Source organism: Saccharopolyspora sp. NPDC045839, assembly GCF_056431645.1.
This window is the reverse complement of record NZ_JBWKKH010000002.1, coordinates 311,960-330,504: the sequence shown is the minus strand read 5'-3', so window position 1 is coordinate 330,504 and position 18,545 is coordinate 311,960. Positions and strand designations below refer to the sequence as shown.

Here is an 18,545-nt window from a genome sequence, read left to right as displayed (position 1 = left end):
GACGAGCAGCCGATGAAACGCCGCCCGCCGCGCTCCGCCGCCGTAGTGCACGGCGTTGGCATAGGGCAGAAACCCCAGTCCATCGGGTGCGTCGGCCGCCATCCGCTCAGTGTGGCGTCGTACTCACCGCGAATCTGGCACTGGGGCAACATTCGTCGCACTCCGTGAGCCGGATGTTCCGTCCAGCCACCGAATATTCGGTGGCTGCGCGCGTGGCCGGCAGGGAAAATCGGCTGCATGTCGACGAGTTCGTTCGAGGAGTTGGTGGCCGAGGCCTCGGCCGCACCGGTCGACGGGTGGGACTTTTCCTGGTTGGACGGTCGCGCGACCGAGCAGCGCCTGTCGTGGGGTTACCAGCGGCTGCTGGGCGATCGGCTGGGTGCAGCGTCGGCCGCGCTGGACGTGCAGACCGGCGGCGGCGAGGTGCTGGCCGGGGCCGGGAACTTCCCCGCCGTGATGGCCGCGACGGAGTCCTGGCCGCCGAACGTCGCCAGGGCCACCGAGCTGCTGCACCCGTTGGGCGCGGTGGTCGTGGCAGCCCGGGACGAGCCGCCCCTGCCGTTCGCCGACGCGGCGTTCGACCTGGTCACCAGCCGTCATCCGGCGACCGTGTGGTGGGCGGAGATCGCCCGGGTCCTGCGGCCCGGGGGAACCTACTTCGCCCAGCACGTCGGCCCGGAGACCGTGTTCGAGCTCGTGGAGTTCTTCCTCGGGCCACTGTCCGAGAACATCCGCCGCAAACGCCATCCTGACGTCGAGGGAACCGAAGCCGAGGCAGCCGGACTGGACGTCGTCGACATGCGCCTGGAGCGGTTGCGGATGGAGTTCTTCGACGTCGGCGCCGTCATCTACTTCCTGCGCAAGGTGATCTGGACCGTTCCGGACTTCTTCGTCGACCGCTACCGGGACCGGCTGCGTGAGTTGCACGAGCGGATCGAGCGAGAGGGCCCGTTCATCGCCCACTCGACCCGGGTTCTCGTCGAGGCCCGCAAACCGGCCTGACTTTCGTCACCGTGACTCAAGATTCCCGCCTGCGCTCCACTGGGGAATCCTGGGCGTTCGGGCGAACCTGAGCGGTTCGGCGATGATTTCCACCGGTAGCGGAAGTCCACCTCCTCGAGGAGGTTCACATGCGCAAGCTGGTAGTCACCGAGAACAGCACCGTCGACGGTGTGATCGACATGGCGGGTGGCTGGTTCGATCCCCTGGACAACGAGGTCGACCGGTCCGACATCACCGCGGCGCTCACCGAACAACGCGAAGCGGCCGACGCCTTGTTGGTCGGCCGCAACACCTTCGTGGCTTTCCGGGAGTTCTGGCCGAAGCAGACCGATGACACCACAGGAGTCTCCGACTACCTGAACGCGGTGGACAAGTACGTCGTGTCGAGCACGTTGACCGAACCCGGGTGGCAGAACTCCACGGTGCTGCGAGGACCGCTCGTCGACGAGGTCGCGGCGCTGAAAACGGCACCGGGCCGGGACATCGTCGCAACCGGCAGTATCCGGCTCGTCCACGCGTTGATCGCGGCGAACCTGGTCGACGAGTACCGGTTGTTCGTCTTCCCAGTGGCCGTCGGTCACGGAGCCCGCCTGTTCGAGTCGGTCCGCGAGGATCTCGAGCTGTTGGAGACGCGCCAGTTCACCTCGGGCGTCGTGCTCCTGCGGTACGCGCCGAAACGCTAGCCAGGTTCCATTGATCAATTTCGTCACCGTGACGTAAATGATCAATGGGATTGCTCGGGCGAATTCGGGGTTGTTTCGCGGGTTTCACTGGTCGCTCCCGCGACGAGGTGGGCCGGGTCGCGGGTCAGCGACACCGCGACGTGGTCGTAGAGCTGGGTGACCGCCGCCGAGGAGTGCCCGAGCGCGTCGCGGCGATCCTCCAGCGCCGCTCCCCTTTCCCGGGCAATGGTGTTGAAGGTGTGCCGCATCGAGTGCGGCGTGATCCGCTGCGGCATCGGCACGCCGGCTTCGGCGGCCATCGTCTGCACCAGCCGGAAGACCTGATGGCGGTTGATGCGCTCGCCGTGCCGGGTCACCACCAGGGCACCAGTGTCGGCGTCCGGTCGCTGCGCCAGATAGGTGTCCAGGACCGGGACCAGCGGCGCCGGGATGGGCCGGGTACGGACCTTGCCACCCTTCATGTGCACGGTCAGCACCCGGAGGCCGTCGCGCTGACCGAGGTCGGCCAGGTCGGCGTGGCACAGCTCCGAGACGCGGATACCCAGATCGATCAGCAGCATCATCACGAGCGCGACCGCCTCGGGCGCGAGGCTGCGGTGCCGGTAGTCCCGGCTGACGGTCAGCATCTGCGCGGCCTGCCGCTCGGAGACGCTGGCGGTCGGCGAGTGCTGCCTGTCATAACGGGGCCTCGCTGCGTCGCGAGCCGGGTTGGCGTCGATCGCGCCGGCGCGCACGAGGAAGGTGTACCAGCTGGAGACGGCGGCGATCTTCCGCGCCCGGGTGCTGGCCGCGAACGCGCGCCCGGTGCGCGGGTTGGTCGCCACGGCGAGCTCGGCGCCGTACATCTGCACCTCCGGGAGGCGCACGTCGAGCGGATCGAGTTCCCGGCGCGTGCACCACTCCACGTACTCGCGGAGATCCCGTGCATAGGCGGCGCGGGTGGCTCCGGAGTCCGCGAACGAGCCCAGCCACGCCGCGATCAACGCGGCCACGGTGTGGCCGGTGCGCGTGGGCGTGGCCAGGAGTTCCGTTTGCGCCTCTCGGCCGACGACTGACGCCCGCGCTTCCCCGGTGATGCTCACCGAACCAGCTTACCGCACATAAGCGCGATTATGCGCGATGCATCCGGCGGTGTTTCTCGAATCAAAATTCTGTTTCGTTTGATTCATAACGTTACTTTAATTGTGTTACGTAACCCTTTGCGGAGGTGCTGCCGGAGGCGGTGACCGGACCCGGTTCGGGACGCCGTGGTCGCCGGTTAAGGTCCGGTGTTGGTTGCGGGAACCGGAGGTGCGAGTTGGCGGGGAACCGGCCGAGCGCGGAGGAGTTGGCCGCGGCGGAGGGGGCGAGGATTCCGGACGTCCTCTCCCCTGGTTTGCGGGTGCTGTTCTGCGGGATCAATCCGGGGCTGTGGTCGGGAGCCACCGGCCACCACTTCGCGCGGCCGGGCAACCGGTTCTGGCCCTCGTTGCATGCCTCGGGCTTCACGCCGCGCCTGCTGCAGCCGCACGAGCAGGGCGAGCTGCCCGCATTGGGGCTGGGCATCACCAACTTCGTCGCGCGGGCCAGCTCCCGAGCGGCCGAGCTCACCGACGACGAGTTGCGGGCCGGCGGGCAGGTGCTGGTGGAGAAGGTGCGCCGGTTCCAGCCCGCGTGGGTGGCGGTGGTGGGGATCACCGCATATCGGACGGCGTTCGGCGAGCGGCGGGCGACAGTGGGGCCACAGGACCGACGGATCGAGGGCGCGAGGGTGTGGGTGCTGCCGAATCCCAGCGGTCTCAACGCGCACTGGACCGCGGGCACGCTGGCCGCGGAGTTCCGCCAGTTGCAGCAGGTCTCGATGCCCGGCGAGCCGCCACAACAGGATTCCGGCGCGCCGCAGGGCTGACCCGGCGCCCGAACCGCCTCGGCGGGACGGCTAACGAGGGCGGGACCGATGGGTTTCGCCCTCGCTTGGCGGATCTTGATTACGCCGGATGGCCGCCTCGGGACTCGCTGTGATCACGCAGCGAGACATACGGAACACGGGGGTGTGCTTTATCTGTCCGTTACCGGTAGGGTCTGACCCGCCGGTGAGGGAAGCCCCTGATCCGGTGACATTGGCCCCTTGCCCCCCGCAGAGTCGATACGGATGACTATTCAAGACGACCTTGCTCGACCGTGGTTCCAGCCCGTGCTCCAGTCGGAAGCGCAGCAGCCGCGACTGGACTCGGGACCTCCGACTACCCGCATCGTGGGCCAGCTGCCCCTGGACGAGGTGGTCGTTCCGGCCCGCCCGGCGCCTTCGCCGCCGCCGATGGCCGACGCCCCATCCCGGGTGGAGGTCACCCAGCCCTACATTCCCGCGATCCGCGACGAGCAGCCGGAGTTCGCCAAGCTGCTCAACCCCGACCCGCCGGCGCCGGCCGCGGGGATGACGGGTCCGCAACCGCAGGCGTCGGTGGCGGCGCCGACCGAGCGGGTCAAGCCGGTGACATCGGCTCCGCCCGCCCCGGTGAAGAAGCGCAGCCTGGTCCGCCGGGTGGTGCGCCGTATCATCGGCCCTGATCTGCTGCGCAAGGATCCGCCGAAGAAGAAGCGGTAAGAGCAGCGCAAGGCGGTGGCCTTGGCACTGGCGCAGACCTGCATCCTGCGCTGGTGCCAAGGCCACTGTTGTTTTTGCCGGCGGCCCGGCATGGCCCGGAACTCCCGAAACTGACCCGAGTTGCCGCCTCACCCGGAAGATCTTCTTCGGGCAGCGGTGCTGCTGAAGTGCTACCAACGGCTGGGGTACTTCCCGAAGCCGGCTGACGTGCCGTTGGTGGTGATCGATCATGTCCGGGCGACGCTGGGGCTGGGCAAGGATGTCGCTGCGGTGCACGAGTCGGACCGGACATTGTGGCGCCATCGCGACTACGTGCGGACCCGGATGGGGGTGGCCGTTACGGCGGGTACGGCGGGATCGCCTACCGGCACATCTCCGACACCTACATCGCGCTCTTCAGCCACTTCATTCCCTGCGGGGTGTGGGAGGCCGTGTACATCATCGAAGGGTTGCTGCGCAACGATTCCGACGTCCAGCCCGACACCATCCACGCAGACACCCCGGGGCCAGTCGCTGCCGGTGTTCGGGCTGGCGGCGCTACTCGGCTTTGACCTGCTCCCACGCATCCGCAACTGGGCCGACCTGAACTTCTACCGACCCAGCGCGGACACCGGCTTCGAACACATCGACTCGCTGTTCGGCGACAACGTGATCGACTGGGGCCTGATCGAGACGCACTGGACGGACCTGCTGCGCACCGCGATCTCGATCAGCGAGGGCCGCCTGTCGTCGGTGACGCTGCTGCGCCGACTGGGCAACGACTCCCGCAAGAACCGGCTCTACCGGGCATTCCCTGAGCTGGGGCGAGTGATCCGCACGATCACGCTGCTGCGGTTCCTCGCCGACGCGCAGTTGCGCGAGCAGATCACCGCGATCACCACCAACAAGGCCGAGGCGTTCCACGGGTTCTCCGCCTGGCTGCGCTTCGGCGGGGAGGCGATCGGGCGCAACGACCCGGACTACCAGGAGAAGATCATCAAGTTCAACGAGCTGCTCGCCAACTGCGTGATCTACTCCAACGCCTGCGACATCACCACCGTCGCGAACGCGCTGGCCCGTGACGGGCGCCCGATCGACGCCGACGATCTGGCCACGATCTCCCCGTACATCACCCACACCATCCGCCGGTTCGGCGACTGGGTGCTGGACCTGTCCCCGCCGGACACGTTGCCGGTCACCACGCTGGACCTGGTGCCGGGCGCACTGTTCCCCGGCGACATCACGCCTGCGGCGGAGCCGCTCGCCAGCCCCGCGGGGCGGGTCTCGCGTGGCCATCGGCCGATCCAGCGGGCTGGATCGGCCGATGGCCACGCTCGAAGCCAGTCGGTGACGCACGTTGAGCTGTTGACGACCAACGTCAGCTAGACGCGGCGAAGTCGACCTCCGGATCTACCCGGAAGCACGGTACGGCTTCACCTCCCGTTCGACAGGCATGGCCAAAGCCGCGCTGTGCGACATCGAGTGTTGGCTTGCGGACCGCTTTTCTGCGCCGGCTGCTGACACTCGGGCCGCCATGGCCATGTTGTCCTCCAGCAGGACGTCCACACTGCCGACGACCATCACAAGCGGAGGCAGGCCGCGCAGGTCGCCATAGACCGGGAAGATGTCCGGAGCGGTGCGGTCGGTCGCATGACCGGCATAGGCCTGGATGAAGTACTCGTCAGCGATCAACCGACCTGCCGGGGTCAGACCACTCATGTCGTGGCTTCTCAATTCCACGAAGCGCGGATGGCGACGGTGGTGACGCCCGGTCCGAAGCCGACAAGCAGCCCAGTTGCCGCTGGGTGCGCGCTCGCTTGGTGCCAAGTTCGGGCGAGGACGTCCAGGACGGCGACACTGGCGGTATTGCCGAGTTCGCGAAGACTGGCACGGGAAAAGGCGAACAGTTCCTCGGAACAGCCGAGTCCGTCCCTGAGCGCGTCCATGATCTTGGGGCCGCCGGTGTGGGAGATGAGGAACTGCGGGGCCCATTGCGGGTCGGGGCTGGTCGTTCGGAGCCACGCCGCCAGATGCGGCACGGTTTTGATTATGCAGTCAGTGACGGATGGCAGGGTGTCGAAGTGAAAGCCCGCCTCGTCGACGCGGTAGACCATGTCGTCGAGGGAAGCCGGTAGAAGGTACTCCCAGGCGGCACCTAGGCGTAGGCCGCTGCGGGTGTCGTCGGCCGAGACCACAGTGGCCGCGCACGCATCCCCGAACAAAGCGCCGGAGACGAGGCTGGAAGTGGTGAGGTCGTCCGCTTGGTAGGACAAGGAAGGGAGTTCCACCGCAACAACCAGGACGTGGGTTGCGTCGGGGTGAGCCGCGAGGTCCTGAGCGGCCCGGGCTAGCGCGTAGGCACCGCCAGCACAGCCCATCTGGGCGATGGGCGTGCGGCGTACGGTGGGGCGCAGTCCGAGTGTGTTGACCAGATGTGCGTCCACGCCAGGTAGGGCGTGACCGGTGCAGTTGGCAACCACCAGCGCATCAATGTCGTTCGCGGTGCAGTTGGCTGCGTCCAGGGCGTCGAGGGCGGTGTTGGTGGCCAGTCCGACGGCGTGTTCGAGGTGAAGACGATTCCGTTTGCTCAGGCCCGTGTGCGCGACGATCTGGTCCAGCGGGATGACGGCGCGCCGGGACCGCACGGTGGTGTTTTCCAGCACTCGTCGGATAGCGGCGATCTTCGGGTTGCCCCGCAGGCGGCGTGTCAAATGGGCCAGGACTTCACTTTGGTCCAGCACGTGGGGCGGTAGCCCCACGACGGGGCGGGAGACGATGGGCATTGCTACCCTCGCACGGCCACGATGGCGGCGTTCGCGCCGGCTGCGGCCAGCGGGACGATGCGGGGCTGTTCGAACCCGGCTTCGAGGAGCCACGTTGTGTACTCGGTCTCCGAGTAGTTCTTGCCCCCCTCAGTCTCGATGAGCATGTTCATCCCCATCAGGGCGGCGGCTGGAGGGCCGGTGCGCTCAGGATTCAGCACCAGTTCGCACACGACAACTGCGCCGCCCGGCGGAAGCGCCGCGTAGCACTTGGCCAGGAGCTGACGATTGCTCGCCTCGTCCCAGTCGTGGAGGATCATGCTCAGCAGGATGACGTCGTAGCCACTGGGCAGCGGCTGGTCGTCGAGGAAGTCGCCGGCGGTCGCATCGAGCACGTTGCCCAGGCCCGCTTCCGCGATCTTGTCCTCGGCGAGATCGCACACGTGTGGAAGATCGAATACGGTGGCCGACAGGTGCGGGTTGCGGCGGCACAGCTCGATCGGAAACGCTCCCTGCCCGCCTCCGACGTCCAGCAGCCTGTTGTGCGCAGCGAAGTCGTAGGAGTCGCCCAGTGCTCGGGCGGTGAACGTGGAGATGGAATACATGGCCTCCCAGAACAGGGCCATCATCACCGGGTCTTCGGCCGCGAACGGCGAATCCTGGGTCTCCGGGTCCCAAGTGGTGGGTCGGTTCGTGCGCAGCGCTTGAACCACCCGGTGCCAGGCGGGGTACTCGCGCTGATCGCAGAACCGGACGAAGCCGCCGAAGTAGTAAGGACGGCCCACCACGAGGAACTCCTCCGCGACCGGCGCGTTGCGGTATTCGTTCCCGGTCTTCTCCAACAATCCCAGGGACGCACACGCGGCCAGCAGCAGATCAGTGGGCCGATCGGGCATTCCGAGGGCCTCGGACGCTGCTTCGACTGTGGCCGAGCCGAGGTTGGAGAGCTTGGTGAACAGCTCCAGCTCGACGGCGGCGGCGAAGCTCTTGAAACTCCAGAACCCCGTAGTCAACTGCATCAACGATGCCGGAGTCAACTCGGGAGGTTGTTCGACCTGACCCTGGCTCTTGATTCGAGGGTGCGGTAGCGGGCGTAAGTCTTCCAACGAGCCGGTTGATTCCACTACGTCAGCCACGGTCGTTCTCCTCTTCTCCGGCGCGTATCTGCACGTACCCGCCCGCGGCACGGTGTCCGAGACCTGGGAGAAACGATCTCCACTGTGGATTCCGCCGTCGATCTAGAAGATTTCCCGGCACGCTCGGGGCGGTTGCGGTGAAAGCTATGCGGCGGACTCAAGGAGAAGAAGGGTGGATCTCTCGGTCTACCCGAAAGTGCCTTCGAGGGTTGCCTGAATCTCTCGTTGCTAGCGAGAGGAACTTGGACCCGACGACGCCGCGGCTGCGGTCGAACGCCACCCCTGCCCGCAATGCGACGCCCCCGCTGGCAGCGCCTGCCGCACCCGCGCCGGGAAGACCGCCGCCGCGTGTGTTCTCCGAGAAGATCAGCAGCCGCATCAAGATCCGCCCCGAGCTAGAGAAGGCACTCACCCTCGCCCACGAGATCAAAACCGCGGCGCGCCGGACCAGCCCGTGATCCTCACCGTGCACGAGATGAAACGCCTCGCCCGCAACGCTGCCGAGCTCATGACCCTCTCCGCCCAACTTCAAGGCGGCGGGGTGCAACTGGAGCTGCTGACCGGGCCGCTTGCCGGGGTCTACGCCCCCCACGGCATGGGATACATGCTCTTCGCCGTACTCGCCGTCGCCGCCCAGCTCGACCGCGACTACATCCGCGAAAAGACCCTCGAAGGCCAGCAGGCCGCCGCCGCACGTGGAAACCACGGCGGACGGCCGAAGGTGATCGACGAGGAGTCGACAGGGCGCTGATCACCCTGCGGGCCAGTGCCTTCGTTCTTGCCGTGCTACTCGCGACGGCCATCGGTCCCCGATGTCCGGCCGCTTTCAGACGGCGCTGATCGGCGCCGGGTTCTCGGGGAGCTTCCAGCCGCCGCCGCGGTCCTTCTTCGAAAAGCGCGCGGCGAGATCGGGAACGTGCAGGAAGCAGGCCAGTGCGGTGGCGGCCTGGAAGGCGTCGATCGCACGCTGGGTCATCGGCATGCCCAGGCGCAGGAGACGCGGATTCACTTCGCCCTGGATCTCGTCGACGAAGGGCCGCAGCGCGCTGTCGTAGTTCGCCAGTGCGGTCGGCAGGTCGCCCGGGTGCCGGTTGATCTCGCCGGCCAGGACGTGGGCGCCCACCAGGCCGCCGGAGATGCCCATGCCGCTGTAAGGGGAGGCACAGTGGGCGGCGTCGCCGGCAAGGACCACGCGGCCCTTGGACCAGGTGTCGGTACGGACCTGGACGATCTCCTGGGAGTAGAAGAAAGGGCTCGTCTGCATGCCGTCGATGAAGCGCTCGGTCTGCCAGCCCGCGTCGCGGAACCTGCTCGCCCAGAACTCCCGCTGGCGCTCGACGGGTTCCCGGTGGATCGCCGAGGCCCCCTCGGACTCCTCCCGCATCACGAAGTACACCTGGGTCTCGGTCGGGTTGTGGCTGCGGCGCATGATCTGACGGCCCCCCGGGACCATGTAGGTGTCCCGGATGTTGCTGTCGGACAATATGCGCGGGATGAACCAGTAGGCCATGTGGATGCCGACCCGCCAGTACGGGTCGAAGCCCTCCGGGAGGATCGCCCGCCGGATGCGCGATCCCTGCCCGTCCGCGCCGACCAGGAGGTCGAATTCGCCGGAGGACCCGTCGGAGAAGTGCGCGATGACCTTCCGTTCGTCCTGCTCGAAGCCGTCCACGCTCACGCCGAAGACGTACTCGGTGTCGTCCTTCGACGCGTCGTGCAGGATGCGTACCAGGTCACCGCGCATGATCTCGTACTCGGAGGTGAGGGTCTGCCGGCCCTGGCCGGAGGTGTTGGCCATGATCGTCGCCTTGGCCCTGCCGCGCGCGTCGACGAAGGCGACACCCGTCTCGTCCACCAGCTTGCCGCGGACGGCGTCAAGAAGCCCCATCCGGTCGACGGCCTCGATGCCCTGCCCCCGGAGGTCGATCTGCGCCCCGGTGGCCCGCAGCGCCGGAAAGCGTTCGACGACGGTCACCCTGTGGCCGCCCCGCGTGAGCCAGAAAGCCAGCGCCTGGCCTGCTATCCCGCCGCCGGCAACAAGGACCCGCAGGGGGCGCGCTCCCGATCCGTTGGCCATGCCCAGCACCTCAAAAATCTATCAGCGAATGATTCCTCTCCAGGGTCATCTATCAGTGATAGATTTGTCAACGTGACCAAGGTGAACCGTGAGATCGTCGTCTCCGAAGCACTCGACCTGCTCGACGAGGTCGGGCTGGACACGGTCAGTACGCGGCGGCTGGCGAAGCGGCTGGGCGTCGAACAGCCCTCGCTCTACTGGTACTTCCGCACCAAGAAGGACCTCCTGGCCGCCATGGCGGAGGCGGCAATGGCACCGCATGCGGCCGCCCCGCTGCCGGCGCCCGACGACGACTGGCGCGACTGGTTCCTGGACAACATGCGAAGCTTCCGGCGCGCCCTGCTGATGCGCCGGGACGGCGCACGCCTCCACGCGGGCAGCACCCCCGCCAACGACCTCGACCGGATCCGCCGCAAGATGGACTTCCTGGTCACCTCCGGAGTGCCTGAGCGGGACGCGCAGATGGCGATGCTGGCCGCCGGCCGTTTCACAGTCGGCAGTGTCCTGGAGGAACAGGCGGACGCCGGCTCCGGCGAGCAGGCGCATCCGGCGGCGGACATGCCTGTGATCGACCACGAGTCGGCATTCGAGGCCGGCCTGACCCTCATCCTGGACGGCCTGGTGAACCGCACCGCAATGCGGGCCGCCTCCCTGTCGGCAACCGAACGATTCACGACAGGCGGCCGACGCGTCCGATGAACCCGTGCAAAACCGGGGGTCGGTGGCGGCTCGAATCCAATCAGATCCGTTGGTGATTGACGACAGGGTTTGATGACACGGTTGGCTTCGCTGGTCGATTCCCATCTGAATGTCCACGGCGCCTGCACAAGTGCACGAACACGCGGAATCGGCGGAGCAGTAGGTGCGTCGGTGACCGGTGGCCGGCTGGCGCATGACTTTCCGGCAGTCCCTTGCAGCACACGGAGTTTCGTTACATCCCGCTCGATCTTGACTGTCGTTGTTGCGAAACTCGGTGCCGCCAAACAGGTCCGCCTCGTCGGCGTTCGGGAGCGGGCGTGCGCCCGGTCCGGCCGGGGGCTGTCCCGAAGGACTTGCCGCATGTCGTTGTAACAACTAATGTTACGACTAGGACCGAGGGGTGAGGGAGGTGGACTCCGACGTGAGTGCCAACAGCAGACTGACCGTCGCGGCGCACGCCCTGACATGGATCGGGCTGTACCAGCGGCGCGGCCACGGGGTCGCCACCTCCGAGCAGATCGCGACGAGCGTCAACACCAACCCGGTGGTGATCCGCCGCCTGCTGGCCGAGCTACGCAAGGCCGGCCTGGCCGTTTCGCAGCGGGGGGCGGGGGCGGGCTGGATGCTCGCGCGGGACCTGGCGGCGATCACCCTGCTCGACGTCTACCAGGCGATCGAGCCGGGACCGGTCTTCGCCCTGCACCGCGCGACACCGGACCCCGAGTGCGTCGTGGGCCACGGCATCGGGCCGGCGATGACCGCCGTGTACGACAAGGTGGAGTCCGCCCTGCGCAGGGAGCTGGCTAAGACCACGTTGGAGGACGTGCTGCGGGACGTCTTGAAAGCCGCCTGACCTCGGACCGTTGACTTCCCCTGCTCGAGGGAGATCACAGCCCGCACCCATCGATGTAACAAAAATGGTTACGTCAAGGAATTGGAGGATCTCGGTGAGCGGCAAGCACTTTCTGTTCCAGGGCTGAGGCCCGACCGACACACCTCATGCGAACAAAAAGACAAAGGACAAGGACGATGGCAACAGATACTCAGACCTCGCGGACCGTGGCCGAGACGTTCGTGGAGCGCCTCGGCAGGCAGGACGCCGACGGCATCCAGGAACTGTTCGCCGAGGAGATCGACTGGCACGTCCCCGGCAGTGACGCGCTGTCCTGGACCGGGCGCCGTACCCGCCGGGAGGAGGTCGCGCCGTACTTCACCACGATGTGGCCGCACTTCGCGCCGGGCAGGAGCAAGGTCGTGCTGGAGCGCGTCATCGTCGACGGTGGTGACGTGATGCTGCTGGCGGACTTCACGCACACGGTCCTGGCCAGCGGTAAGGAGTTCACCACACCGGCGGCCATGCACCTGGTGGTCGAGGACGGTCGGATCGTCCGCATGCACCTGTACGAGGACACGCTGACCGTCGACGAGGCGTTCAACGCCGGCTGAGCGGAGAGTGCTCAGGGCAACCTCCAGGAACGGGGTCGGGGAACCCAGGAACAGCGGTTGGCGCTGAGAATGATCTTGAGCGAAATGGTGACGCCTGGCTTCGGCGTGTGATCGGCCTCCTTGGAGGTCTCTGGCCCGTGGACGATGCGGTGGATGGTGGAGCGTCCGACGCTGTACTCGGTGGCCAGGTCGGCCAGAGACACCTCGCCCTCGGCGTAGCGGCGGCGGATGGAGCGCCCGGCCGGTTCGGGCAGTTTGGGCTGCTTGCCCTTGAGCTTGCCGTTCTTCTTGGCCAGCGCCATGCCCTCGCGGGTGCGCAGGTTCCCGAGGTTGGCCTCGAACCCATCTGGAATGGCGCTCGAGAAGGGAGCGACCTGGTCGATCTTCACTCGCGTCGCGATCGGCGTCGTGGACCAGGCCGGGGAGCGGGCGGACTAGAGCTGATCTTGTCCCCACCTGCCCCCGTGTCCGGGGGCAGGTCACGTACTCCTGAACAGCCGGTCCAGATGCACGTCGATCGCGGCGAGCGCGTCCTGGGGCTCGATCACGTCGAGTTCGATCAGGGAGGTGAAGCCGGTGAGGGCGAGGAGCAGGTTGGTCTCGGTCGCCGGGTCGCGGCCGGAGTCGATGTGCCCGTCGGCGATCGCCTGGCGGACCAACTGCTCGACGAGGGCCCGCCCTTGGACGAGGCCGCGGCGCGCTTGCTCGTGCACGGCCTCGTCGTGCAGCGCCTCCAGGACGTAGGCGGCGCTCATCCGGCTGGTCGCGCGGGCGTCGGCATGCAGGGGGAGCATTTCCGCGAGCGTCAGTCGCAGCACGTCACGGGGGTGCGGACGGTCACCGAGCTTTTCGAGCCCCTGGTGTACGCGCGCCGAGGTCTGCTCGGACGCGAAGTCCATGGCGAAGGAGAGCATGGCGGTCCGGGAGGCGAAGTAGTGCTGCAGCTGCCCGAGTGACATGCCCGCCTCCTGCGCCACCACGCGCATCGTCAGCTGTGTGACGCCGCGCTGCTCCACCACCCGCCACAGTGCGCGGGCGATCGCTTCGCGGCGTCCGCGGTGATCCACCTGTTTCGGCATCGCCGGCCCCTCCCTCGTACCCCGAGACTGTTCCAATACAGTTGACATAATACACCTGACCCATGATCCTGGGGTCCACTCGAGGGAAGGAATCGTTATGTCCGAACAGCCAAAGGTACGGACCACGGAAGGCGTGGTGCAGGGGCGCCGGCGGCAGGGGCACGCGGTGTTCCGCGGCATCCCCTACGCCCAGCCCCCGGTCGGAGCGCTCCGCTTCGCCGCGCCCGCGCCGCCGCACCGCTGGGAGGGGACGAGGCAGGCGGTCGAGTTCGGCCCCGTGGTGCCGCTGTCCCTGCCGATCGACGTGCCCCCGCAGGGCACCGACTGGCTGACGCTCAACGTCGGCACTCCGGATCCCGGCGCGGCGGGACTGCCGGTGCTGGTGTGGATCCCCGTGGGCGGCTACCTCTCGGCGGCGTCGAGCGACCCGATGTACGACCCGGCAGCGCTGGCCGAGGCGGGAGTCGTCGTCGTGACCATCAACTGCCGCGTGGGCGCGGAGGGATTCGCGTTCCTCGACGACGTGCCGCCCAACCGCGGATTTCTCGACCAGATCGCGGCGCTGGAGTGGGTGCAGCGCAACATCGCCGCCTTCGGAGGCGACCCCGGCCGGGTCACCGTGGCCGGGGTGTCTGCCGGGGCGGGCTCGGTCGCCGCCCTGCTGACGATGAAGCCGGCGCGCGGCCTGTTCCGGCGGGCCATCGCCCATTCGGTGCCGGGGCTGCACAGCACCCCCGCGCTGGCACGGCAGGTCACCGCCGCGTTCGCGGACCGGCTCGGCGCGGCGGCCCCCACCGCCGAGGCCCTGCGCGACATCGACCCATGGCACCTGGCCGCCGAGCTCACCTCCTTCAACGCCGGCCTCCACGCGCACCAGGAGAGCTGGGGACGCCTCACGGAGACCGGCACCGCGCTGTGCCCCGTCGTCGACGGCGAGGTCCTCCCGGAAACGCCCTGGCCCGCGCTGACCTGCGCGCGCGAGCGGGACCGAACTGCTCGTCGGCCACACCCGGGACGAATTCCGGTACTTCAGCGTCATGAGCGGACGGTACGGCACCTTCACCGAGGAGGACGCCCACGCAGCCCTGGAACTGCACGCCCCGCAGCCGGACGGCGCGCGGGCCTACCGTGCCGCGTTCCCGCAGGCAGGCCCGGAGGAGCTGGTGGAGACGGTGTACTCCGACGCCCTCTTCCGCATGCCGTCACAGAAGCTGGCCGAGGCGAACGCCGCAGCCGGCGGCACCTCCTACCTGTTCGAACTGCGCTGGGTTGCCCCGGCCCTCGGCGGCATCCTGGGCGCCTGCCACAGCCTCGACGTGCCCCTGGCGTTCGGCACGCTGGACAGCCCCGTCGGCACCCAGCTCATCGGCGAGGAGCCCACTCCCGAGGCCGTCGCGCTCTCCCGCGAACTCCAGGAGGCATGGGTCCGCTTCGTCACCACCGGCGACGCGGGCTGGTCCGCCCACCGGCCCGGCGGGCACCTCACCCGCGTCCTGGACACCGAGTCGAAGACTCTGCCCTACCCCGAACAGGCATCCCGCCAGATCTGGGAAGGCCACTCCCCCGCCCCGTTCGATCTCTCGTAATTGTCCGGGTCGGCTCCTAGTCCCCCGGGGGCGCTCCCCCAGGGAGCCGAATCGGGTCAGTGGGCGGGTAGCAGTCGGGGCACCGCCCGGACGTAGATCACCATGCCGACGACCTCGACCAGGGTCTGGGTGACCACCACGACCGCCGCGATGGCCAGCGTGTCGGGCAGGGCCAGGGCCAGCGGGAGAACGACCAGCGAGTTGCGGGTGGCGCCGGTGAACACGATCGCCCGGCTGGCCGGGACGTCCAGTCGGAACAGGCGGGCAATGGCAATCCCGGCGAAGGCCATCACGATCAGGAAGAGCACGTAGAACGGGACGACACGGGCCACCGTGGCGAGGCCGTGGTCGAGCTTCGGTATCTGGGAGCCCACCACTGTCAGCAGGGTCGCGGCCATCAGCGGCACCATCAGCGCCCCCATCGCCTCGGCCACCCGTCGCCCCGTGTCCCGGCGAGCCGCCCAGCCTTGGGTGAGCCAGGCCAGGGTCAGCGGGATGACGATCAGCACGACGAATGCCTCGACGAAGGGGCCGACCTCGACGACCTCGGCTAGGTCCGAGCCCAGGAACAGGAAGAGGAAGCCGGGCAGCAGCACCATTTGCGCGAGCAGCAGCAGTGGCGTGGCTGCGAGAAGCATTTGACTGCTGCCGCCGGCCAGCCCGCTGAACACGATCACGTAGTCCACGCACGGTGTCAGCAGGACCAGCAGGACTCCCAGTCGCACGGCTTGGTTGGCGGGCAGGAAGGCGAACAGCGCCGCGACCACCAGCGGCACCACCACGAAGTTCACCACCAGCGTGGCCGCCAGGAACCGGCCCGCCCGCACCGAGCGGCCCAGTTCCGCGGCAGGCACCTGCAAGAACGTCACGTACAGCAGGGCCGCGAGTACCGGGTTGATGGCGTGCTCCAGGCCCGGACCCGCGCCGGGGGCGATCCAGCCCGCCAGGCCCCCGGCTGCCAGCGCCCCCAGGTAGATGGCGACCTGGTGGCGTTCCATGCCTTCGACCAGGCCGGATGAGGACGACAACGTTCAGTGCTCCCTTGCAGGTTGCGCAGGCGGGCCCAACGGCGCGGGCAATGGTCAGTCGGCCGGGGTGAACAGCTCGGTGAGCAGGGCGGCGCCCTCGGCAGGGGCGCGGATCTCCAGGCGCAGCACCGGGCCGTCCAGGTGGAGGCGGAAGTCGAAGAACGGGCAGCACTGCTGCTCAGCGGTGGCCAGGGCGGCGATCTGCGCGGTTCGCTCGGCGGGCACGACCAGGCGCACGCCGTGGTCGATCTCCTCGCGTTCGGCTCCCGACAGCAACTGCTGCCACTGTCCGGCGCGCTCGGCGATGCCCTCGCCGGTCAGGGAACAGGCGACCGGCACCGTGCGCCACCCCTCGGTGTCCGCCACGGCCTGCCACAGGAAATCCGGTTGCGCATCTTCGTTGGGGGCAAGGAACCCGCACTGTGGGTCGCAGCGACCGCTGCGGTCCGGTAGCGCGTCCAAGTGCTCCAGCGCCCGGTGCAGGACGGCGGTGAACGCGGCCAGCTCCGCCGTGCGCCGCTCGGCTTCGGCGATCCGGGCGGCGATCCGAGGGCGCAGGTCGGCCTTGACCTCCTTGCAGGCCCCCGACTCCCATATCCGCAGCAGCTCGGCGATCTCCTCCAGCGGCAATCCCAGCTGCTTCGCCGCGCCAATGAACGCCAGCCGATCCACGGCACCCTCGTTGTAGATGCGGTAGCCGGACGGGGTCCGTTCGGCGGGCAGCAGCCCCGCGGTCTCGTAGAACCGCAAGGTGGTGGCCGGGATGCCGGCGCGTTCGGCCAGCTGAGAGATCCGCATCGTGGTGCCCACCTCCCGACGGTAAACCTTCAAGCCGACTCGAAGGTCAAGGCCGCCCGATCCGTCTCTGCTCGCCGCTGCTCCGGCTCGGGGCGCTGGTGCATCTGCCGGCACCGCCATCGAGGAGGGCCGGGACCTGTCCTCGATGGCGGCATCCTGGCCGACAGCTCCTATCGTCTGCTGCCGGCCTGACGGCCCGGCCTCACTTCAGGTGCCGGGCGAAGAACCGGTTCCCGTCGTCCCCCTCGAACTGCGGGACGCCGGTGTGCCCGCCCATATTTGCGTGCAGCGTCTTCTCCTTGGAGCCGAAGGCGTCGAACAGGTCCAGGGCCAGCTGCCGGTCGTTTCCTTCGTCGTCCCACTGCAGCAGGACCTGCAGCGGAATGGTTACCTGCCGGGCCTCCTCGAACATGGTGCGGGGCACGAAACTCCCGGCGAACAGAAGGGCGGCCGAGATGCGCGGCTCGACCACCGCCAGCCGGATGCCGATGGCGGTCACCCCTCCCGCGTACCCGACCGGGCCACCGATCTCGGGCAGCGAAAGGAGGGCGTCCAGGGCGGCCCGCCATTCCGGGACCGCCTTTTCGACCAGCGGGAGGACGAGCCGGTCGACGATCTCGTCGTCGACCGGCTCGCCGGCCTCCAGCGCCCGGTGCAGGTCGGCGCGGGCCTCCTCGGCGGCGGCGGAACGGGGCCGGTCACCGCTCCCGGGGAGCTCGATGGTGGCCGCGGCGAAGCCCTCCGCCGCGGAGTGCCGGGCCCGGGCCACCAGCCGGGGGTACATCTTGTGCAGTCCGCCGGGGTGGCCGATCAGGATCAGCGGGGCCGGCGCGGATGCGGATCCGGGCGTCCACAGGACGCCGGGGACCTCGCCGAGGATGAATTCGCGTTCGAGGACGCCGTCGTCGAGGCGCTGTTCAGAGGTGAATCGCATGGTCGTGCCTTTCGGGAGTGCTCGTGAACGGCGCTCCCGGACGACCTATCGCCCGACCGTGACCCCGGAGGGGAGCACCCATGTCGATGCGTTCACGGGTACCACCTCCTCGTTCTCTCGCACGGCCTCCGGAAAGCTAGCAGTGGTCGCCGTGGCCCGCCAACAGGTTTTCGCGGAGGCTCGGTGGCCGCGTTTCCGGTTGACTTGAGTACTTCATCGGCGCCGGGATCGGGCCAGCGACATCAGTGATCCTTTCGCACGGAGGTCGTGTCGACGTCGGCGGGAGTGCCGCTGGAGCCGATCGGCCGGAGCTCCGGAAGCGGGAGACCAAGCTCGTCGACGAGGACGGAGTGGCTCTCGTCGGGGGCGAAGGCGTGGCGTTCTCCCCACTGGCGCAGGGCCACGACGACGGTGAACAGGTCGCGCCCGGCAGGGGTGAGCGCGTAGAGCTGCCGCCTGCCCGATGGTGCGGTCGTCCGGTCGAGGATGCCTCGCTCGACCAGCCGGCGGAGCCGGTCGGTGAGGATGTTGCGGGCGATCCCGGTGCGCTGCTGGAAGTCGGTGAACGCTCGCGCGCCGTCCATGGCGTCGCGGACGATGAGCAGGCTCCAACGGTCACCGATCAGGTCAAGCGTTCGCGCCACTGGGCAGGGCGGGTCGGTCCAGGCCACGTCTTCGGCACTGATCGCGGTCTGAGTCACCATGCCTCCCTGAAGAGTTGCTGATTGAAACCATTCTGCCGTACCTTCGAA

General features: G+C 68.3%; 23 protein-coding genes and 2 pseudogenes. 14 read left to right on the top strand and 11 right to left on the bottom strand.

What is annotated here, in order from left to right:
- Positions 1 to 237: 237 nt before the first annotated feature.
- Positions 238 to 1,002, top strand: coding sequence for a class I SAM-dependent methyltransferase (locus AC07EQ_RS04455; protein ID WP_478386522.1), 765 nt, complete (start codon positions 238 to 240; stop codon positions 1,000 to 1,002).
- A gap of 128 nt (positions 1,003 to 1,130) precedes the next feature.
- Positions 1,131 to 1,685 carry a dihydrofolate reductase family protein gene (locus tag AC07EQ_RS04450; protein WP_478386521.1) on the top strand — a complete coding sequence of 185 codons (555 nt, stop codon included), beginning with the start codon at positions 1,131 to 1,133 and terminating at the stop codon, positions 1,683 to 1,685.
- A gap of 41 nt (positions 1,686 to 1,726) precedes the next feature.
- On the opposite strand, the gene AC07EQ_RS04445 is transcribed toward AC07EQ_RS04450, so the two are convergent.
- A complete protein-coding gene (locus AC07EQ_RS04445) occupies positions 1,727 to 2,767 on the bottom strand; it encodes a tyrosine-type recombinase/integrase (RefSeq protein ID WP_478386520.1) in 1,041 nt (346 codons plus the stop codon).
- 215 nt (positions 2,768 to 2,982) lie between these two features.
- On the opposite strand from AC07EQ_RS04445, the gene mug reads away from it, so the two are divergent.
- The 5 genes and pseudogenes from mug (at position 2,983) to AC07EQ_RS04420 (ending at position 5,634) form a co-directional block, all read left to right on the top strand.
- Positions 2,983 to 3,573, top strand: a complete 591-nt coding sequence (gene mug / locus AC07EQ_RS04440; RefSeq protein WP_478386519.1) for a G/U mismatch-specific DNA glycosylase — start codon at positions 2,983 to 2,985, stop codon at positions 3,571 to 3,573.
- A gap of 345 nt (positions 3,574 to 3,918) precedes the next feature.
- Positions 3,919 to 4,269 carry a hypothetical protein gene (locus AC07EQ_RS04435; RefSeq protein ID WP_478386518.1) on the top strand — a complete coding sequence of 117 codons (351 nt, stop codon included), beginning with the start codon at positions 3,919 to 3,921 and terminating at the stop codon, positions 4,267 to 4,269.
- Between the two features lie 120 nt (positions 4,270 to 4,389).
- Positions 4,390 to 4,590: pseudogene (locus tag AC07EQ_RS04430) on the top strand (DUF4158 domain-containing protein); the annotation flags it as partial.
- Positions 4,563 to 4,820, top strand: coding sequence for a Tn3 family transposase (locus AC07EQ_RS04425; protein ID WP_478386745.1), 258 nt, complete (start codon positions 4,563 to 4,565; stop codon positions 4,818 to 4,820). The pseudogene AC07EQ_RS04430 and the gene AC07EQ_RS04425, both read left to right, overlap by 28 nt.
- Positions 4,789 to 5,634 carry a Tn3 family transposase gene (locus AC07EQ_RS04420; RefSeq protein WP_478386744.1) on the top strand — a complete coding sequence of 282 codons (846 nt, stop codon included), beginning with the start codon at positions 4,789 to 4,791 and terminating at the stop codon, positions 5,632 to 5,634. Before AC07EQ_RS04425 ends, AC07EQ_RS04420 begins: the two co-directional genes overlap by 32 nt.
- Positions 5,635 to 5,658: 24 nt before the next feature.
- Here the strand turns inward: AC07EQ_RS04420 and AC07EQ_RS04415 are convergent, their stop codons facing one another.
- The 3 genes from AC07EQ_RS04415 to AC07EQ_RS04405 are packed head-to-tail and all read right to left on the bottom strand — an operon-like array spanning position 5,659 to position 8,146.
- The gene (locus AC07EQ_RS04415) at positions 5,659 to 5,967 is read right to left on the bottom strand and encodes an alpha/beta hydrolase fold domain-containing protein (protein WP_478386517.1); all 309 of its coding nucleotides are present in this window, start codon (positions 5,965 to 5,967) and stop codon (positions 5,659 to 5,661) included.
- An 11-nt stretch (positions 5,968 to 5,978) separates the two neighbouring features.
- Positions 5,979 to 7,031, bottom strand: a complete 1,053-nt coding sequence (locus AC07EQ_RS04410) for a type III polyketide synthase (protein WP_478386516.1) — start codon at positions 7,029 to 7,031, stop codon at positions 5,979 to 5,981.
- Between the two features lie 2 nt (positions 7,032 to 7,033).
- Positions 7,034 to 8,146: a methyltransferase gene (locus AC07EQ_RS04405; protein ID WP_478386515.1), complete on the bottom strand. Its 1,113-nt coding sequence runs from the start codon at positions 8,144 to 8,146 to the stop codon at positions 7,034 to 7,036.
- 242 nt (positions 8,147 to 8,388) lie between these two features.
- On the opposite strand from AC07EQ_RS04405, the gene AC07EQ_RS04400 reads away from it, so the two are divergent.
- Both AC07EQ_RS04400 and AC07EQ_RS04395 read left to right on the top strand, forming a co-directional pair.
- Positions 8,389 to 8,604, top strand: coding sequence for a hypothetical protein (locus tag AC07EQ_RS04400; RefSeq protein ID WP_478386514.1), 216 nt, complete (start codon positions 8,389 to 8,391; stop codon positions 8,602 to 8,604).
- A complete protein-coding gene (locus tag AC07EQ_RS04395; protein WP_478386513.1) occupies positions 8,601 to 8,897 on the top strand; it encodes a recombinase family protein in 297 nt (98 codons plus the stop codon). The genes AC07EQ_RS04400 and AC07EQ_RS04395 overlap by 4 nt, the downstream gene beginning before the upstream one ends.
- A gap of 75 nt (positions 8,898 to 8,972) precedes the next feature.
- Here the strand turns inward: AC07EQ_RS04395 and AC07EQ_RS04390 are convergent, their stop codons facing one another.
- Positions 8,973 to 10,223 carry an FAD-dependent monooxygenase gene (locus AC07EQ_RS04390; RefSeq protein ID WP_478386512.1) on the bottom strand — a complete coding sequence of 417 codons (1,251 nt, stop codon included), beginning with the start codon at positions 10,221 to 10,223 and terminating at the stop codon, positions 8,973 to 8,975.
- Between the two features lie 72 nt (positions 10,224 to 10,295).
- Between AC07EQ_RS04390 and AC07EQ_RS04385 the strand changes: the two genes are divergently transcribed.
- The 3 genes from AC07EQ_RS04385 to AC07EQ_RS04375 all read left to right on the top strand — a co-directional run bounded on the left by AC07EQ_RS04385 (position 10,296) and on the right by AC07EQ_RS04375 (position 12,368).
- Positions 10,296 to 10,922, top strand: a complete 627-nt coding sequence (locus AC07EQ_RS04385; RefSeq protein WP_478386511.1) for a TetR/AcrR family transcriptional regulator C-terminal domain-containing protein — start codon at positions 10,296 to 10,298, stop codon at positions 10,920 to 10,922.
- A gap of 421 nt (positions 10,923 to 11,343) precedes the next feature.
- A complete protein-coding gene (locus AC07EQ_RS04380; RefSeq protein WP_478386510.1) occupies positions 11,344 to 11,775 on the top strand; it encodes an Rrf2 family transcriptional regulator in 432 nt (143 codons plus the stop codon).
- A 176-nt stretch (positions 11,776 to 11,951) separates the two neighbouring features.
- On the top strand, positions 11,952 to 12,368 hold the full coding sequence (locus AC07EQ_RS04375; RefSeq protein WP_478386509.1) for a nuclear transport factor 2 family protein: 417 nt from the start codon (positions 11,952 to 11,954) through the stop codon (positions 12,366 to 12,368).
- An 11-nt stretch (positions 12,369 to 12,379) separates the two neighbouring features.
- Here AC07EQ_RS04375 and AC07EQ_RS04370 read toward each other — a convergent pair whose 3' ends face one another.
- Positions 12,380 to 12,757, bottom strand: a complete 378-nt coding sequence (locus AC07EQ_RS04370) for a hypothetical protein (RefSeq protein WP_478386508.1) — start codon at positions 12,755 to 12,757, stop codon at positions 12,380 to 12,382.
- 90 nt (positions 12,758 to 12,847) lie between these two features.
- Positions 12,848 to 13,447, bottom strand: coding sequence for a TetR/AcrR family transcriptional regulator (locus tag AC07EQ_RS04365; RefSeq protein WP_478386507.1), 600 nt, complete (start codon positions 13,445 to 13,447; stop codon positions 12,848 to 12,850).
- Between the two features lie 97 nt (positions 13,448 to 13,544).
- Between AC07EQ_RS04365 and AC07EQ_RS04360 the strand changes: the two are divergent.
- Together AC07EQ_RS04360 and AC07EQ_RS04355 are read left to right on the top strand one after the other, a co-directional pair.
- Positions 13,545 to 14,354, top strand: a pseudogene (locus AC07EQ_RS04360) (carboxylesterase family protein); the annotation flags it as partial.
- A gap of 130 nt (positions 14,355 to 14,484) precedes the next feature.
- Entirely contained in the window at positions 14,485 to 15,033 is a 549-nt protein-coding gene (locus tag AC07EQ_RS04355) for a hypothetical protein (protein ID WP_478386758.1), read from the top strand.
- A 56-nt stretch (positions 15,034 to 15,089) separates the two neighbouring features.
- Here AC07EQ_RS04355 and AC07EQ_RS04350 read toward each other — a convergent pair whose 3' ends face one another.
- The 4 genes from AC07EQ_RS04350 to AC07EQ_RS04335 all read right to left on the bottom strand — a co-directional run bounded on the left by AC07EQ_RS04350 (position 15,090) and on the right by AC07EQ_RS04335 (position 18,497).
- Positions 15,090 to 16,031 carry a bile acid:sodium symporter gene (locus AC07EQ_RS04350; protein WP_478386743.1) on the bottom strand — a complete coding sequence of 314 codons (942 nt, stop codon included), beginning with the start codon at positions 16,029 to 16,031 and terminating at the stop codon, positions 15,090 to 15,092.
- An 84-nt stretch (positions 16,032 to 16,115) separates the two neighbouring features.
- A complete protein-coding gene (locus AC07EQ_RS04345; RefSeq protein ID WP_478386506.1) occupies positions 16,116 to 16,859 on the bottom strand; it encodes a MerR family transcriptional regulator in 744 nt (247 codons plus the stop codon).
- Positions 16,860 to 17,061: 202 nt separating this feature from the next.
- Positions 17,062 to 17,793: an alpha/beta hydrolase family protein gene (locus AC07EQ_RS04340; RefSeq protein ID WP_478386505.1), complete on the bottom strand. Its 732-nt coding sequence runs from the start codon at positions 17,791 to 17,793 to the stop codon at positions 17,062 to 17,064.
- A 242-nt stretch (positions 17,794 to 18,035) separates the two neighbouring features.
- Entirely contained in the window at positions 18,036 to 18,497 is a 462-nt protein-coding gene (locus AC07EQ_RS04335) for a winged helix-turn-helix transcriptional regulator (protein ID WP_478386504.1), read from the bottom strand.
- Positions 18,498 to 18,545 lie beyond the last annotated feature (48 nt).